The organism is Pseudomonas sp. 43mfcvi1.1 (genome assembly GCF_900115935.1).
GTDB lineage: Bacteria > Pseudomonadota > Gammaproteobacteria > Pseudomonadales > Pseudomonadaceae > Aquipseudomonas > Aquipseudomonas bijieensis.
Window position 1 is genome coordinate 176,815 of the sequence record NZ_UETT01000001.1, and the last position, 13,664, is coordinate 190,478.

Genomic DNA, 13,664 nt, shown 5'->3' on the forward strand with positions numbered 1-13,664 from the left:
GAATTCTGGATGTCCACATTAATTCGTCCGGCCTTGAGCCTGCTATTGCTGATGACCCTGATCACCGGTGTCGCGTATCCATTGGTGGTCACCGGCGTGGCGCAAGTCGCTTTTCCCGTCCAGGCCAACGGCAGCTTGATCGTCGATGCCGCCGGCAAGGTTCGTGGCTCGACGCTGATCGCCCAGGATTTCACCGGCGATGCCTGGTTTCATCCACGGCCATCGGCCGGTGCCTTTGCCACGGTCGCCAGCGGCGCCAGTAATCTTTCCCCGAGCAATCCGGCCCTGGCCACACGGGTGATCGATGACGCCCGCAAACTCCAGGTGCCCGCTCAGGGCCCGGTGCCGCTGGCATTGCTGACCACCTCCGCCAGCGGGCTGGATCCGCACTTGCCTCCAGCGGCGATTGCCTATCAACTGGCGCGTGTCGCCGCCGCACGCAACCTGCCGTCCTCGACTTTGCAGCAATTGCTCGACGACAACATCGAGCAACCCTTGGTGGGGCCACCGGTAGTGAATGTGCTGGCGCTGAACCTGGCCCTGGAAAAGCTGTAAAAACCTGTGGGAGTGGCGCCTGTGAGAGCAAAGCCTGTGGGAGCAAAGCTTGCTCGCGATGAACGATAACGCGGTCCATCCGTTGAACCGTATCGCCTTGGTCGCGAGCAAGCTTTGCTCCCACCGGTCCGGCTCCCCACAGGGTGTTTGATCAATATTTTGAAAGAGATTTCCACGCCATGAGCGATTCCGGCCGCGCCGACGCACTGTTAGCCAATCTGCCTCGCAACGACCGTGGCCGGCTCAAGGTCTTTCTGGGCGCGGCCCCAGGCGTGGGCAAGACCTACGCCATGTTGCAAGCGGCCCACAGCCAATTGCGTCAAGGCGTGAAGGTCATCGCCGGGGTGGTGGAGACGCACGGCCGAAGTGAAACCGAAGCGCTGCTCGGCGGCCTGGCGCAGCAGCCTTTGGTGCGCTCGGAATATCGCGGCGTGATGCTCGAGGAAATGGACCTCGACGGTTTGCTCGCCGCCCGCCCGACGTTGGTCCTGGTGGACGAACTGGCCCACAGCAATGCGCCGGGCAGTCGCCATGCCAAACGCTGGCAAGACATTCAGGAACTGCTCGCGGCGGGCATCGATGTCTATACCACGGTCAATGTCCAGCATCTGGAAAGCCTCAACGACCAAGTGCGTGGCATCACCGGCGTGCAGGTGCGCGAGACGCTGCCGGATTGGGTCCTGCAGGAAGCCGATGAACTGCTGCTGATCGACCTGCCACCACGCGAGCTGCTGGAGCGCCTGCGTGATGGCAAGGTCTACGTGCCGGAGCAGGCCCGGGCGGCAATCGATGCGTTCTTCACCCAGACCAACCTGACCGCGTTGCGTGAGCTGGCCATGCAGACCGCCGCCGCCCAGGTCGACAACGACCTGGCCCTGGGCTACCGACAACTGGGGCAGGCCGCGCCGGCGGTGCGCGGACGCTTGCTGGTGGGGGTGGACGGTGACGTCCAGGCTGAACGGCTGGTGCGTCATGCCAGTCGCGTTGCCCAGCGTCGACATCTGCCGTGGAGCCTGGTGCATGTGGACAACGGTAGCGCTCGCGACGAGGCCTCGCGCCAGCGCTTGCAGAATGCCCAGCAACTGGCCGAACGCCTCGGTGGCGAAGTGGTGCTGCTGCGGGCCGGTGAGGTGGCCAGGACGCTGATCCAGCATGCCAGCGAACGGCGCGCCACGCTGGTGCTGGTAGGCCAGTCTCGGCCACGCCTGCGCCGACGGCTGTTTGGCGGCGGCCTCGCGTCGCGTCTGCTGCGCGATGCCCGGGGCCTGGAAATCAACGTGTTGGACAGCGATGAGCAACCGCGTCCCGCCCGCGTGCACTCAACAGCTGTCCAGACCGGGTTCGATTATGTGCTGGCGTTGCTGGCGACTGTGGCGGCCAGCGCATTGGCCTGGGGGATCTCGGGGCTGCTGGCATTGCCCAATATCTCCCTGGTGTTCCTGATGGCGGTGTTGCTGGTGGCGGTACGCAGCAGCCTCGGCCCGGCGCTGGCCTGCGCAGCGCTGTCGTTCCTGGCTTATGACTTCCTGTTCATTCCGCCGAATTTTTCTTTCACCATCCAGCGCGAAGAGGACGTGCTGACGCTGGTGTTTTTCCTGCTCATGGCAGCCCTGACCGGCAACCTTGCCGCGCGCCAGCGTCGCCAGTTGCAGGCCCTGCGCGATACCCAGCAGGAAACCGGCGAACTGCTCGACCTGTCGCGCAAACTCACCGCCGCCACCGACCGCCAGGCGGTGATCAGCGCCGCCGCGCAGCACCTCAACGGTTGGCACGACCTGCAACTGTGCCTGCTCAACCGCGACAGCCAGGGCGGCTGGAAAGTCGAGAGCGGTGAGCCATTGACGTTCACCGAGGCCGAGCGCGCGGCGGCGGACTGGTCCTGGCAGCACGATCAACCGGCCGGTGCCGGCACCGGAACGCTGCCGTCCGGGCGTTGGTGGTGGTGGCCGTTGTCGGCGGAGGGCGGGCCGCTGGCCTTGTTGGGCGTTTGCCCGAAAGAAGGCAAGCCGCTGAGTGGCCAGCGTCGGCGTTTATTGACGGCCCTCAGCCAACCATTGGCCCAGGCGTTGGCTCGGGCGCAGTTGGCTCAGGATCTGGAAGCCGCGCGTCTGCACGGTGAAACCGAGCAACTGCGCAGTGCTTTGCTGGCTTCAGTGTCCCACGATCTGCGCACGCCGCTGACGGCCATGCGCGGCAGCATCGACAGCCTGCTGGCATTGGGGGAGGCGATCCCGCTGGCCGATCGTCGCGAACTGCTCGAAGGCACCCGCGATGAAGCCGAGCGGTTGGATCGTTACATCCAGAATCTGCTGGACATGACCCGCCTGGGCCACGGTGCGCTGAAGCTGGCGCGGGACTGGGTGGCCCCGGCCGACATCGTCGGCAGCGCGCTGAACCGCCTTCGGGCGGTGCTGGCGCCGCTGGCGCTCAGTGTCGAGGTGCCTGCTGAATTGCCCCTGCTGTATGTCCATGCGGCGTTGATCGAACAGGCCCTGGTGAACGTGCTGGAGAACGCCGCGCGATTCTCGCCGACCCAAGGACGCCTGCAGCTGAGCGCCGGGGCGTCCGACAGCGAAGTGTTTTTTGCCGTGGCCGACGAGGGGCCAGGGATCCCTGAACAAGAACGGGAGAAAATCTTCGACATGTTCTATACCGCCGCGCGCGGTGATCGAGGCGGGCAGGGCACGGGTCTGGGCTTGGCGATCTGCCAGGGCATGGTCGGTGCCCATGGCGGGCGCATCAGTGTGGCCGATGGCCTCGACGGGCGCGGCACCTGCATCACGTTGCACCTGCCCCTGCAGGCACAACCGGGCATGGACGATGAAGCTTGAGCCGGGTTGCGATACTCTTTTGTGACCGGCAGCTTGTGACCTGCTTACCTTTCCACCTGACTGCAACGAACGAGCCTCATGAGCCAGACCGCGACCCTTTTGGTCATCGATGACGAACCGCAGATTCGCAAATTCCTGCGCATCAGCCTGAGCTCCCAAGGCTACAAGGTGCTGGAAGCCGGTACCGGCGCTGAAGGGCTTGCCCAAGCGGCGTTGAACAAGCCTGATCTGCTGGTACTCGACCTGGGCCTGCCGGATATGGATGGCCAACAGGTGTTGCGCGAGTTTCGCCAATGGTCGACGGTGCCGGTACTGGTGCTCTCGGTGCGGGCCAGCGAAGCACAGAAGGTCGAGGCACTGGACAACGGCGCCAACGATTACGTGACCAAGCCGTTCGGCATCCAGGAATTCCTTGCCCGCATCCGTGCCTTGTTGCGCCAGGCTCCGGCGGGCGAGCCACAGGAAGCTGCGCTGAAGTTCGGCCCGCTGACGGTGGACCTGGCGTATCGGCGGGTGCTGCTGGACGGCACCGAAGTGGCCCTGACCCGCAAGGAGTACGCCGTGCTGGCGCAACTGGCGCGGCATCCGGGGCGGGTCATCACCCAGCAGCAACTGCTCAAGGACATCTGGGGCCCGACCCACACCGAAGACAGTCACTACCTGCGGATCGTGGTCGGTCACCTGCGCCAGAAACTGGCCGACGACCCGACCCGGCCGCGGTTCATTGCGACCGAGGCGGGGGTGGGGTATCGGTTGTTGGGGGAGGGTGGTGTTTAATCACAAGGTTTAAGCCAAGCGCTTTTGTGGCGAGGGGATTTATCCCCGTTGGGCTGCGAAGCGGCCCCAAAAAGCTTCAGACATGATTTGGACCTGACACACCGCGGGTTCAGGTTTTAGGGCTGCTTCGCAGCCCAACGGGGATAAATCCCCTCGCCACAGATTCAGTTCTGGTCACTCTCATACCGATCCAGGGTGTCGCTGGCAATCTCCCGTCCCAATGCGATCAACTCCGGCGCCTTGTAGAACTCGAAGAACCGGCACACCCGCTTCGGCACGTTGATCAGCACATCCGGCGGATAACCGGCGATCTTGTACTGGGCCAGCGAGGTCTGCATCACTTCGAAGCTCTGGTTGATCAAGTCCAGCAACGAGGCCGGGCCGACGTTGTCGATGATGAACGAGCCGGTGGCGGATTTTGGTGCGCCTTCGTTTTCTGGCGCGGCAGCCGGTTGTTGGCCTTCGGGCTCGGCCGAGTCGATCCACGGGTTGATGTCGGCGGCTTCGGCCTTCAAGGCTTCCTGTTCCAGCAGCAACAACTGTTCGGCCTGCTTGCGGCGAAACGGCAGGCGCGAACCCAGGGAGCTGACCAAGGTGTCGAAGCGGCGCCTGAAAGCGGCGGGGCGTGGGATCACCGGTAATCGATACTGTTTCTGGTTGGTGGCGTTGAGGTTGACCGCGATGATCAGGTCGCAGTGGCTCGACACCACCGGCACGATCGGCAACGGGTTGAGCAGGCCGCCATCCACCAGCATGCGGTTGCCTTGCATCACGGGCGTGAACAGGCTGGGAATCGCCGCCGAAGCGCGCATTGCCTGATGCAGGCAACCTTCCTGGAACCAGATTTCCTGTTGGTTGGTCAGGTCGGTGGCCACGGCGGTATAGGGGATGCGCAAATCTTCGATGTTGAGTTCACCGACGATCTTGCGGATCTGCCCGAAGACCTTCTCGCCACGAATCGCGCCGAGGCGGAAGCTGACGTCCACCAGGCGCAGTACGTCCAGGTAATCGAGGCTTTCGATCCAGTTGCGATAATCCTTGAGCTTGCCCGCGGCATAGATCCCACCCACGACGGCCCCCATGGAACACCCGGCGACGCAGGCGATGTCGTAGCCACGTCGTTCGATTTCTTCGATCACCCCGATATGGGCATAGCCCCGGGCACCACCGGAGCCCAATACCAATGCGACACGTTTTGTCATGACCCGGCCTCTTGTCGAACAGGTTTCAACAATGCACTTATCGACAGCTTGGCTCAATCGTTGTGGCGCAAGCGTCGTTTTTTGACACGCCGGCGTGGCATTTGCGTATTCTCATCCACACTGAATTTACACGGTCGGGCCTTGGCACTTTTTCCAGGCGCGACCGTCTTACCAGCACGACTGTTTTCCTGACTTGAGGTGTAATCGATGAAAGCCCGGATCTGCCTGCCCCTGGTGGCATCCCTGATGGTTCTGGCCCTGGCCGGTTGCGCAGGCAAAACCGCTTACCGTGACAGCTGTGGCAGCCAACTCGACAGCGCCTGGCGTGAACTGGACCTGGCCAAGGCCGAAGGTTTTGCCGGCACCGTCAGCTACTCCAAGGCCCTGTCCCTGCTGACGGGCGCCAAGACCCAGCAGCAATTCGAAGCATTCGAAGGCTGTACCAAAAAAGCCGAGAAAGCGCGTTTCTACATCCGCGAATCCCGCGCGGGACGATAAGAACAGCGACAAGCTTTAAGCTGCGAGCTACAAGGAAGGAGCGGGCGACGCGATCCTCCCTTGCAGCTTGAGGCTTATCGCTTGAAGCTGCGTACGGAGTACGTCCATGATCGATCGGCTGGTGGCCCGGATACTGGGCCTGGAAGTCCGCCTGTTGGCCTGTCAGGCCCGCCTGAATGCCCATACCGACAGCGAAGCGCTGCATGACCTGCGGACCACGGTACGTCGTTTGCGCAGCCTGCTTCGCCCGTTGCGCGGGTTGCCCGGCGTCCAACAACTGGAAACGGCTGCTTCGGCGGTGGGCACCCTGACCACGCCCTTGCGCGACCGGGAAGTCCTGGCCGCTTACCTTGAGCAGCATGGCCAGGCCGAGGCGGCGCGGCGACGCCAGGTGCAAATGGCCGATGCCTATCCCGCCGTGGCCGCGAGTGTTGAGTTGGCGCAGTTGCTGATGATCCTCGATGCCTTCCCGCGCTTCATTCGCGCCGCCCAGCGTGAGGGCCTGCTGAAGGGCTTGCGCAAACGCATCGAAAAGCGCCTGGACAAACAATGGAAGAAACTCGGCGAAGCCCTGCGCGATCCAGCCCATGACCGTCACCGGTTGCGCCTGCTGATCAAGCGCGTTCGCTACGCCCTCGAAGCCTACCCTGAACTCGACCGCCTGCCTGAAGCTGCCATGCCACGGCTCAAGTCAGCCCAGGCTGCGCTGGGCGACTGGCACGATTGCTGGCAATGGCTGGCCCGGGCCAGGGAGGAAACCGATCTGCAATCTTGTGTGCCTACCTGGCACGCCACGATGGAAAAGGCCGAGGCCAAGTCCGACAAGGTGCTCGACAAGTTGATTGCCAGTTGCTTCGAAAAATCCTGAACCTTGCACTTACCCCCTGTGGGAGCGAGCCTGCTCGCGATGACGGTGGGTCAACTTGCCTATCTATCGACTGATACACCGCTATCGCGAGCAGGCTCGCTCCCACAGGGAGCAATTCAAGATCCTCGGCTTTTCTGTCAGCCTCTTTGGCCGGAATGAGCCCTGTGCCGCCAGCCCAGGCTGGTTAAGATCCCTTCATCCTTTTCCCTGTTTTCGAGGTCGTCATGCGCTTTTCCGATTTGATCGATGCCGTGCGCCGGCAGCCCGGTGCGGTGAGCATCGCGCCTGAATGGGGCCAGGGGCGGGCCAGTTTTGGTGGGCTGGTGGCGGCGCTGCAATATGAGGCGATGCGTGCCAAGGTGCCGGCGGATCGCCCGGTGCGCTCGCTGGCGATTACCTTTGTCGGCCCGGTCGAACCCGATGTGCCTGTCAGCTTCGAAGTCGACGTGTTGCGTGAAGGCAAGGCCGTCAGCCAGGTGCTCGGACGCGCAGTGCAGAACGGCCAAGTGGTGACCGTGGTGCAAGGCAGTTTCGGCGCATCGCGCTCATCGGTGGTGGCGGTGCAGGCCGACCCCGCGCCGGAATTCAAAAGTGTGGAGCAATGCCAGGAACTGCCCTACGTCAAGGGCGCTACGCCGGAGTTCATGCGGCATCTGGCGATGCGCTGGAGCGTTGGAGGCTTGCCGTTCAGCGGCAATAAGTCCCGGAGCATGGGCGGCTGGGTGCGTTTGCGCGGCGATGTGCAGGAGGAGCCACTGAACGAAAGCCATATCCTGGCCTTGGTGGATGCCTGGCCGCCGGCCTTGTTGCCGCACCTTTCGCAAATGGCCCCGGGCAGTACGCTCACCTGGACCATCGAGTTCGTCCAGCCGCTGCTGGAACTCACGACACTGGACTGGTGCAAGTACCTGGCTGAGATCGAGCATGCCCAGGACGGCTACGGCCATGTCGCCGCGAAGTTCTGGAGCGCCGATGGTCGCTTGATCGCCATGAGCCGGCAGACGGTGACCATCTTCGGGTAAGGCCGCTGCGGGCATGGCTTGCTTCGGCTAAGGCTTGTGGTTGTGACGGTGGCGATCCCGCCAGGCGCGCCACCAGCCACCGCTGAGGAAGAACCGCGGGAAAGTCAGGAACTGTTCCACCAACAGGCGCGAGACGGCATCCTTGCGATCGCTGAACGGTTCGCTGGCTTGGGCCTCCAGGCTGTGGCCGTGACGCTGCAAGCCGAGTGCCGCGAGCAGGCCGATGATGCCGATGGCGACATCGCCCAGGCTCAAGCTGAACACCCCCGACACAATCAGCAGAAACGCGACGATGAACAGCGGCACGGCAATCAGGTGCAACACCAGGTTGGTGGGGTGGCGATGACTGTCAGGGTAGGCGCGCCATTGCCAGGCCGGAAGATTGGGGTGACGTTTGCCCATGATGCTATTCCTTGAACGAAACCGAATGACCCAAGGATAGGTCCGGGCGGGCGGGGCGGCGAATGGCGGTTGGCTATCGAAGCGATAGATGGCCATACAGTTTTGCTGTTGTGGCGAGGGGACTTGTTTGTGGGAGCACGGCTGTGGGAGCAAGGCTTGCCCGCGATGGACGCGATACGGTCTTTGGTGAACCGAGCTGCCTCCATCGCGGGCAAGCCTTGCTCCCACAGAGGGAATTCCCTCAGCAGGGAGTCGGGCAAGCCAGCGCTCTACAGTTTCAACTGCCCGATCGCCTTGCTCAACTCGCCCGCCAACGTTGCCAATTCATCGCTGGTGGTGGCTGAATCCACGGTCTGGCGTACGGTGTTCTCGGTCACGTCGCGAATGCTCACCACCGCCCGGTTCATTTCCTCGGCGACGTGGCTTTGCTGCTCGGCCGCGACAGCGATCTGAGTGTTGCTCTCACGCATTTGCGCTACCGCTGCGGTGATCTGTGCCAGGGCGTCGCCGGCCTCGCGGGCCTGTTGCACGCAATCGTCGGCCTTGAGTGAACTCTCCTGCATGAAGTCCACCGCGTCCCGGGTCCCGGCTTGCAGGGCCGAAACCATGGTGGTGATTTCATCCGTGGAGGTCTGTACCCGCTTGGCCAGGTTGCGCACCTCGTCGGCCACCACGGCAAATCCCCGGCCCATTTCCCCGGCCCGCGCCGCTTCGATCGCCGCGTTCAGGGCCAGCAGATTGGTTTGTTCGGCAATGCTGTGGATCACGCTGACCACGCCGTTGATCTTCTGGCTGTCTTCGGCCAGGCGCTGGATCATTTCGGCGGTCTGCTGCACACCCGAAGACAGCCCGGTGATCGACTGTTGCACCCGGCCAACCACTTCGTGACCGTTGCCGGCCAGGGTGTCGGCGGTTTTCGACAGGTCGCGGGTGGCGCCGGCATGCTGGGCGATGTGATAAACCGTGGCGGACATTTCGTTGATCGCCGTGGCTGCCTGATCGGTTTCGCTTTGCTGGCCCAGCATGCCGTGGCGCACATCGTTCATGCTCGATGCCAGGCGCGCCGCACCACTGTCCAACTGCCGGGCGGTGCTGGCAACAGTGTCGACCACCCGTTGATAACCGGCCTGCATGGCGTTGAACGCGGCCGCCATCTGACCCACTTCGTCCTTGCACGCCAGGGGAACGCGGGCGGCCAGGTCACCGGTTTTCTCCACGTGCAGCATCACGTCTTTGAGCGTGTTGAGCTGGCTGAGCAAAAAGCGGATCAACAGTTGTGATGCGCCCAGCATCGCCAGCATCAGCACGAACACTGCCACGGCGTATTGGCTGAAGCGTTCACCGAACACTTGACCCAGGCTTACACCCTGGGCCAGCACGGCGAGCTGTTGACCGTCCCCTCGACGGATCACTTGGGCGCCCAGCAGCGGATCGTTATCAAGCAGCGACCCGGCATCGAGGTCTACCCAGCCATCGGCCTGCGCCAGCGAAGGCAACGGTTGTTCGTTGAACACCGGCACCTGGTCGCGCTGCAATGCCAAGAGGCCTTCGGCCTTGGGCAGGGGCTGCCCGGCAGGCCAGGCAGCGAGCACGTGGGCCTGGGCCTGGGCGTTCGCCTGGGCCGCATGGTTGCGCGCCTGCTGTTCAAGGTGCACCGCGTAGAGCACCAGCAGCAGAGTAGTGACAAAGGCGACCGCATTGACCGCCCAGAATTTGTATTTCAACGAGATATTGCTAAGCCAGGCACCCATGGAAGGTCTTCTCTGATAGCGGAAACAGCATTGGCAAGGTGCCATTATTCTGCCGCTACTCAGGTGACGGGATTTTGATATGGGTCAACAGACGATATAGGTGTCGGGGATTTTAATAGGGACCAACAGATAACCAAACTCCCTGTGGGAGCGAGCAAGCCCGCTCCCAGAGGGGGATGTGGGTTCATTCGGAAAGGATGGGCAATCCGAAAAACGCCCGGGCGCACGCGGTGCTGTGGGCTGCCAGGTCTTCCTGGGTTTCGCCCCGGTGCAAGGCCACTTCGCGCAGGACCTCTGTCAGGTAGGCCGGCTCGTTGCGACCGTTCTTGGGTTTTGGCCGCAGCGTGCGGGGCAGCAGGTACGGCGCGTCGCTTTCGAGCATCAGCCGGCCACGGGGTATCTCGCGCACCAACGGGTGCAGGTGCGTACCCCGGCGTTCATCGCAGATCCAGCCGGTGATGCCGATGTGCAGGTCCAGGTCGAGATAACTGAACAGCGCCTTTTTTTCACCGGTAAAGCAGTGCACCACTGCTGCCGGCAACTGATCGCGAAAATCCCGAAGGATGTCCAGCAAGCGTTGGTCGGCGTCGCGTTCATGGAGAAACACCGGTAATTGCAACTGGACGGCCAACGCCAGGTGTTCTTCCAGAACCTTTTCCTGTTGCGGTCGGGGAGAGAAGTCCCGGTTGAAATCCAGCCCGCATTCACCCACCGCGCGCACGCGGCTGTGCATCAGCAGATCCTTGAGGTGCCGGGCGCTGTCGGCAGTCCACTCACTGGCGCTGTGGGGGTGAATGCCAGCGGTGGAAAACAGTCGCTCGCCAGTGTCGTCGAGGTGATCGCACAGTTCCAGGGCCTGCTCGCTGCCCTCGATGCTGGTACCGGTCAAGACCAGTTGGCAGACCCCGGATTCATAGGCGCGCTTAAGCACCACCTGGTGTTTGTCGGCGAAACTGGGGTTGGTCAGGTTGACGCCGATATCGATGAGTTGCATGGTGCTACCTCGGCCCAAAGGCCGGAAAGCATATCAGAGCTGTAGATTTATAAGAAAAGCCAAGAACTACAAAGAGTTGAGGCTGTCTGTTAAGGCCGCGAGACACGTCGGGTTGGTATAAAAGCCATCACTGTGCCAGTCTTTCGCACTTTTTCAGCGCCCCAGGCGCTCTGTTTCTGTCGACTCAGCCTCGTTTTTTCACGGAGGCGGTCCGCAGTATTCCTTCCGGAGAGTGGATGACACGTCCCCTGGTGTTGCTACTGTTGTGTTGTTCGCTGTTGTTGCCAATGCCGGCCGAAGCGCGGCTGCCCGGCCCGGTGCAAGCGGTGGCTCCGGGCGCGGTGCGCGACCTGGCGCAGATCCGCAGCAGTCGGGAGTTGAAGGTCCTGGTCAACCAGAGTCGCAACAGCTCCGGTGAAGTCCAGGGGCAACCCATTGGCGTCGAATATCATCGGCTGCGTGCCTTCGAACAATACCTCAACGGCCACGCCCGGGATGGCCAGGAAATCACCCTCAAGATCATTCCCAAGGCCAAGGACCAACTGCTCGGCGCCTTGCAACGCGGGGAGGGCGACCTCGTGGCGCCTGGGGAGCTGCTCGAACCCCAGGTCGGTCATGCGGTCAGCGCCAGCGATCCGATCCGTACCGACGTGCCTTTGCTGCTCGTGGGTATCAAGGGCGAGAAACGCTACACGCGGGTGGAGCAACTCTCCGGCAAGACCCTGGCGCTGCCCAACGGCAGTGCGGCAGGGGATGCGGTGAGCCAGATCAACCAGAAGCTGGCGCTGCTCAAGCTGCCGCCAGTGAAGATCGAATGGGTCGATCCCACCCTGGCTGTAGAGGATGTCCTGGAAATGGTCCAGGGCGGGATTTTCCATTTGACCATCGTCGAGCAACCCATCGCCGAGCGTTGGGGCAAGATCCTGCCCAAGCTGCGCCTGGACCGTCAGGTACTGATCGGCGAGCCGGCTGACGAGTATTGGTTCGTGCGCCGTGACGCCGCCATGCTACGGGCGAGCATCGATCGATTCCTGGCGACCTACAAGGTACCTTCCAACCAGGATGCGGCATTCCTGCGGATCTACCGTCGTTTGTACCAGGTCCACTATCCGTTGGCCCGGGCCGATCGCCAGCGCTTGGAAAAACTGCGCCCGGTGCTGCAAAAACATGCCGAGACCCAAGGCATGGACTGGCTCAACCTGGCGGCCCTGGCCTTCAAGGAATCAGCCCTGCAACCCAATGCCCGCAGCGGCAGCGGCCCCACCGGCCTGATGCAGATCACCCCGGCGGCGGCCCAGCGAGTCGGGGTCGATAACATCCAGAACCTGGATGCCAATGTGCTGGCAGGCGCCAAGTACCTAGCCCTCATCCGCCGCAAGTTTTTTGCCAGCCCCAAGCTCAACGAGCGCGAGCGCATGGCCTTCGTCCTGGCTGCCTACAACATGGGGCCCGAGCGCGTCCAAGGCATGCGAGCCGAGGCCCGGCGGCGGGGGCTGAATCCCAACCAGTGGTTCTTCCAGGTCGAGCGCATTGCCATGGAGCAGGTGGGAATGGGCGCCGTCAGCTACGTTAATAGTGTCAATAAGTACTATTTGGCATTCGATCGTGAACGAGAGTCGCTGGAGCCTGGAGATCAAAAAGTCGCCCTGCGAAAGTGATCTATTAATTCGATTGGTATCTCGCATTTTTTGCGCTTTTAGTACAAGTTTTTTTGATTAATATGGCGACCAACAACCACACATCTAGGGATGAACCCGCATGAGCTCATTGATCAACAAAGTCTTGTTTACCCGCGCCGGCTACGGCCTGACGGTCTTGCGCATCGTTGTCGGCATCGTTTTCGCCGCCCACGGCTCGCAGAAACTCTTCGGCCTGTTCGGTGGCTACGGCTTGGCGGGCACGGCGCAGTGGATGGAAAGCATCGGCCTGACCCCGGGCTACGTGATGGCGACACTGGCCGGCGGTACCGAGTTTTTCGCCGGGCTGGCGCTGATCATCGGTTTGCTCGCGCGTCCCGCGGCATTGGGCCTGGCTTTCCTGTCGCTGGTAGCGATTTTCTCCGTGCACATCGGTAACGGCTTGTTCATGGCCAACAACGGTTATGAGTTTGCCCTGACGTTGCTGGCGGGCAGTATTGCCGTGCTGATCGAGGGCGCGGGCAAGCTGTCGGTCGATCGTGCCATCGCGGATTGATTGCACGATTTGAATTCGAGGCCCGTCTTGTACGGGCCTTTTTTGTGGGCGGTGATTCTTGACACTGGCCGGTCAGCTTCTCTAGGATGCCGCTCATGCGCCGATTTAAACAGCTACTTGCGGGGCGCCAGGTGACTCATCCAGTTGCCGATAGAAGCCGGAGACAAGGCTTCGAAATACCGCTAAAGCGCTGGTTCGGTGTTGCCTCTCACCTGCCATGCAGACTTTTGAGGCAGAGACACGACACGATGAACGCACCCAGCCCCCTTGTACGTCTTGCGCCGATCACGGCGAACCTTGTGCAGCGCAACCCGAAAATTCTCCTGGGCGGTACTCACCAGCCAACGCTCTTGCGCTATCTCGACGGTTGGCCGCGCCGTAACCATGGGCCCGCCGCTTTCCTGATCCAGTTTGTCGAAGACGGCGAGTCACTGACGCGGTTCGCCAATGACAGTTTTGACCTCGCCGTCATCCAGTCCCCCAGCGTGGCGGACGCTCCTGAAATGATCCGACAACTGACTCGTATCGCGCGGCAGGGCTTGATCACTCGCCGCTGAGATATCCGGCCTGA

13 protein-coding genes are annotated in these 13,664 nt (G+C 62.3%); 9 read left to right on the forward strand and 4 right to left on the reverse strand.

Annotation, left to right across the window (positions count from 1 at the left end; genetic code table 11):
* Window positions 1-9 precede the first annotated feature (9 nt).
* The 3 genes from kdpC (at window position 10) to DTP52_RS00805 (ending at window position 4,163) form a co-directional block, all read left to right on the forward strand.
* Window positions 10-555, forward strand: a complete 546-nt coding sequence (gene kdpC, locus DTP52_RS00795; RefSeq protein ID WP_109751423.1) for a potassium-transporting ATPase subunit KdpC — start codon at window positions 10-12, stop codon at window positions 553-555.
* A 179-nt stretch (window positions 556-734) separates the two neighbouring features.
* Complete coding sequence (locus DTP52_RS00800; RefSeq protein WP_109751424.1) at window positions 735-3,386, forward strand: sensor histidine kinase KdpD; 2,652 nt, start codon at window positions 735-737, stop codon at window positions 3,384-3,386.
* A gap of 78 nt (window positions 3,387-3,464) precedes the next feature.
* On the forward strand, window positions 3,465-4,163 hold the full coding sequence (locus tag DTP52_RS00805) for a response regulator (protein WP_109751425.1): 699 nt from the start codon (window positions 3,465-3,467) through the stop codon (window positions 4,161-4,163).
* Between the two features lie 164 nt (window positions 4,164-4,327).
* On the opposite strand, the gene DTP52_RS00810 is transcribed toward DTP52_RS00805, so the two are convergent.
* Entirely contained in the window at window positions 4,328-5,365 is a 1,038-nt protein-coding gene (locus DTP52_RS00810) for a patatin-like phospholipase family protein (protein ID WP_109751426.1), read from the reverse strand.
* A gap of 207 nt (window positions 5,366-5,572) precedes the next feature.
* Between DTP52_RS00810 and DTP52_RS00815 the strand changes: the two genes are divergently transcribed.
* The 3 genes from DTP52_RS00815 to DTP52_RS00825 all read left to right on the forward strand — a co-directional run bounded on the left by DTP52_RS00815 (window position 5,573) and on the right by DTP52_RS00825 (window position 7,753).
* Window positions 5,573-5,863, forward strand: a complete 291-nt coding sequence (locus DTP52_RS00815) for a hypothetical protein (protein WP_039588883.1) — start codon at window positions 5,573-5,575, stop codon at window positions 5,861-5,863.
* A 106-nt stretch (window positions 5,864-5,969) separates the two neighbouring features.
* Entirely contained in the window at window positions 5,970-6,731 is a 762-nt protein-coding gene (locus tag DTP52_RS00820; protein ID WP_109751427.1) for a CHAD domain-containing protein, read from the forward strand.
* A gap of 224 nt (window positions 6,732-6,955) precedes the next feature.
* Window positions 6,956-7,753, forward strand: coding sequence for an acyl-CoA thioesterase II (locus DTP52_RS00825; protein ID WP_109751428.1), 798 nt, complete (start codon window positions 6,956-6,958; stop codon window positions 7,751-7,753).
* Window positions 7,754-7,780: 27 nt separating this feature from the next.
* Here the strand turns inward: DTP52_RS00825 and DTP52_RS00830 are convergent, their stop codons facing one another.
* The 3 genes from DTP52_RS00830 to DTP52_RS00845 all read right to left on the reverse strand — a co-directional run bounded on the left by DTP52_RS00830 (window position 7,781) and on the right by DTP52_RS00845 (window position 10,900).
* Complete coding sequence (locus DTP52_RS00830; RefSeq protein ID WP_109751429.1) at window positions 7,781-8,155, reverse strand: terminase; 375 nt, start codon at window positions 8,153-8,155, stop codon at window positions 7,781-7,783.
* Window positions 8,156-8,424: 269 nt separating this feature from the next.
* A complete protein-coding gene (locus tag DTP52_RS00840) occupies window positions 8,425-9,906 on the reverse strand; it encodes a methyl-accepting chemotaxis protein (protein ID WP_109751431.1) in 1,482 nt (493 codons plus the stop codon).
* A 184-nt stretch (window positions 9,907-10,090) separates the two neighbouring features.
* Window positions 10,091-10,900 (reverse strand): TatD family hydrolase, encoded by an 810-nt coding sequence (locus DTP52_RS00845; protein WP_109751432.1) that lies wholly within the window; start codon window positions 10,898-10,900, stop codon window positions 10,091-10,093.
* Between the two features lie 236 nt (window positions 10,901-11,136).
* On the opposite strand from DTP52_RS00845, the gene DTP52_RS00850 reads away from it, so the two are divergent.
* From DTP52_RS00850 to DTP52_RS00860, 3 genes are all read left to right on the forward strand, one after another.
* Entirely contained in the window at window positions 11,137-12,558 is a 1,422-nt protein-coding gene (locus DTP52_RS00850; RefSeq protein WP_109751433.1) for a transglycosylase SLT domain-containing protein, read from the forward strand.
* A gap of 100 nt (window positions 12,559-12,658) precedes the next feature.
* Entirely contained in the window at window positions 12,659-13,093 is a 435-nt protein-coding gene (locus DTP52_RS00855; protein WP_109751434.1) for a DoxX family protein, read from the forward strand.
* 248 nt (window positions 13,094-13,341) lie between these two features.
* On the forward strand, window positions 13,342-13,650 hold the full coding sequence (locus DTP52_RS00860) for a hypothetical protein (protein ID WP_109751835.1): 309 nt from the start codon (window positions 13,342-13,344) through the stop codon (window positions 13,648-13,650).
* Window positions 13,651-13,664: the final 14 nt, after the last annotated feature.

Bases quoted from the DNA above. Each gene is read 5' to 3' on its own strand.
- kdpC (WP_109751423.1), top strand. From the start codon at position 10: ATGTCCACATTAATTCGTCCGGCCTTGAGCCTGCTATTGCTGATGACC.
- DTP52_RS00800 (WP_109751424.1), top strand. From the start codon at position 735: ATGAGCGATTCCGGCCGCGCCGACGCACTGTTAGCCAATCTGCCTCGC.
- DTP52_RS00805 (WP_109751425.1), top strand. From the start codon at position 3,465: ATGAGCCAGACCGCGACCCTTTTGGTCATCGATGACGAACCGCAGATT.
- DTP52_RS00810 (WP_109751426.1), bottom strand. From the start codon at position 5,365: ATGACAAAACGTGTCGCATTGGTATTGGGCTCCGGTGGTGCCCGGGGC.
- DTP52_RS00815 (WP_039588883.1), top strand. From the start codon at position 5,573: ATGAAAGCCCGGATCTGCCTGCCCCTGGTGGCATCCCTGATGGTTCTG.
- DTP52_RS00820 (WP_109751427.1), top strand. From the start codon at position 5,970: ATGATCGATCGGCTGGTGGCCCGGATACTGGGCCTGGAAGTCCGCCTG.
- DTP52_RS00825 (WP_109751428.1), top strand. From the start codon at position 6,956: ATGCGCTTTTCCGATTTGATCGATGCCGTGCGCCGGCAGCCCGGTGCG.
- DTP52_RS00830 (WP_109751429.1), bottom strand. From the start codon at position 8,155: ATGGGCAAACGTCACCCCAATCTTCCGGCCTGGCAATGGCGCGCCTAC.
- DTP52_RS00840 (WP_109751431.1), bottom strand. From the start codon at position 9,906: ATGGGTGCCTGGCTTAGCAATATCTCGTTGAAATACAAATTCTGGGCG.
- DTP52_RS00845 (WP_109751432.1), bottom strand. From the start codon at position 10,900: ATGCAACTCATCGATATCGGCGTCAACCTGACCAACCCCAGTTTCGCC.
- DTP52_RS00850 (WP_109751433.1), top strand. From the start codon at position 11,137: ATGACACGTCCCCTGGTGTTGCTACTGTTGTGTTGTTCGCTGTTGTTG.
- DTP52_RS00855 (WP_109751434.1), top strand. From the start codon at position 12,659: ATGAGCTCATTGATCAACAAAGTCTTGTTTACCCGCGCCGGCTACGGC.
- DTP52_RS00860 (WP_109751835.1), top strand. From the start codon at position 13,342: ATGAACGCACCCAGCCCCCTTGTACGTCTTGCGCCGATCACGGCGAAC.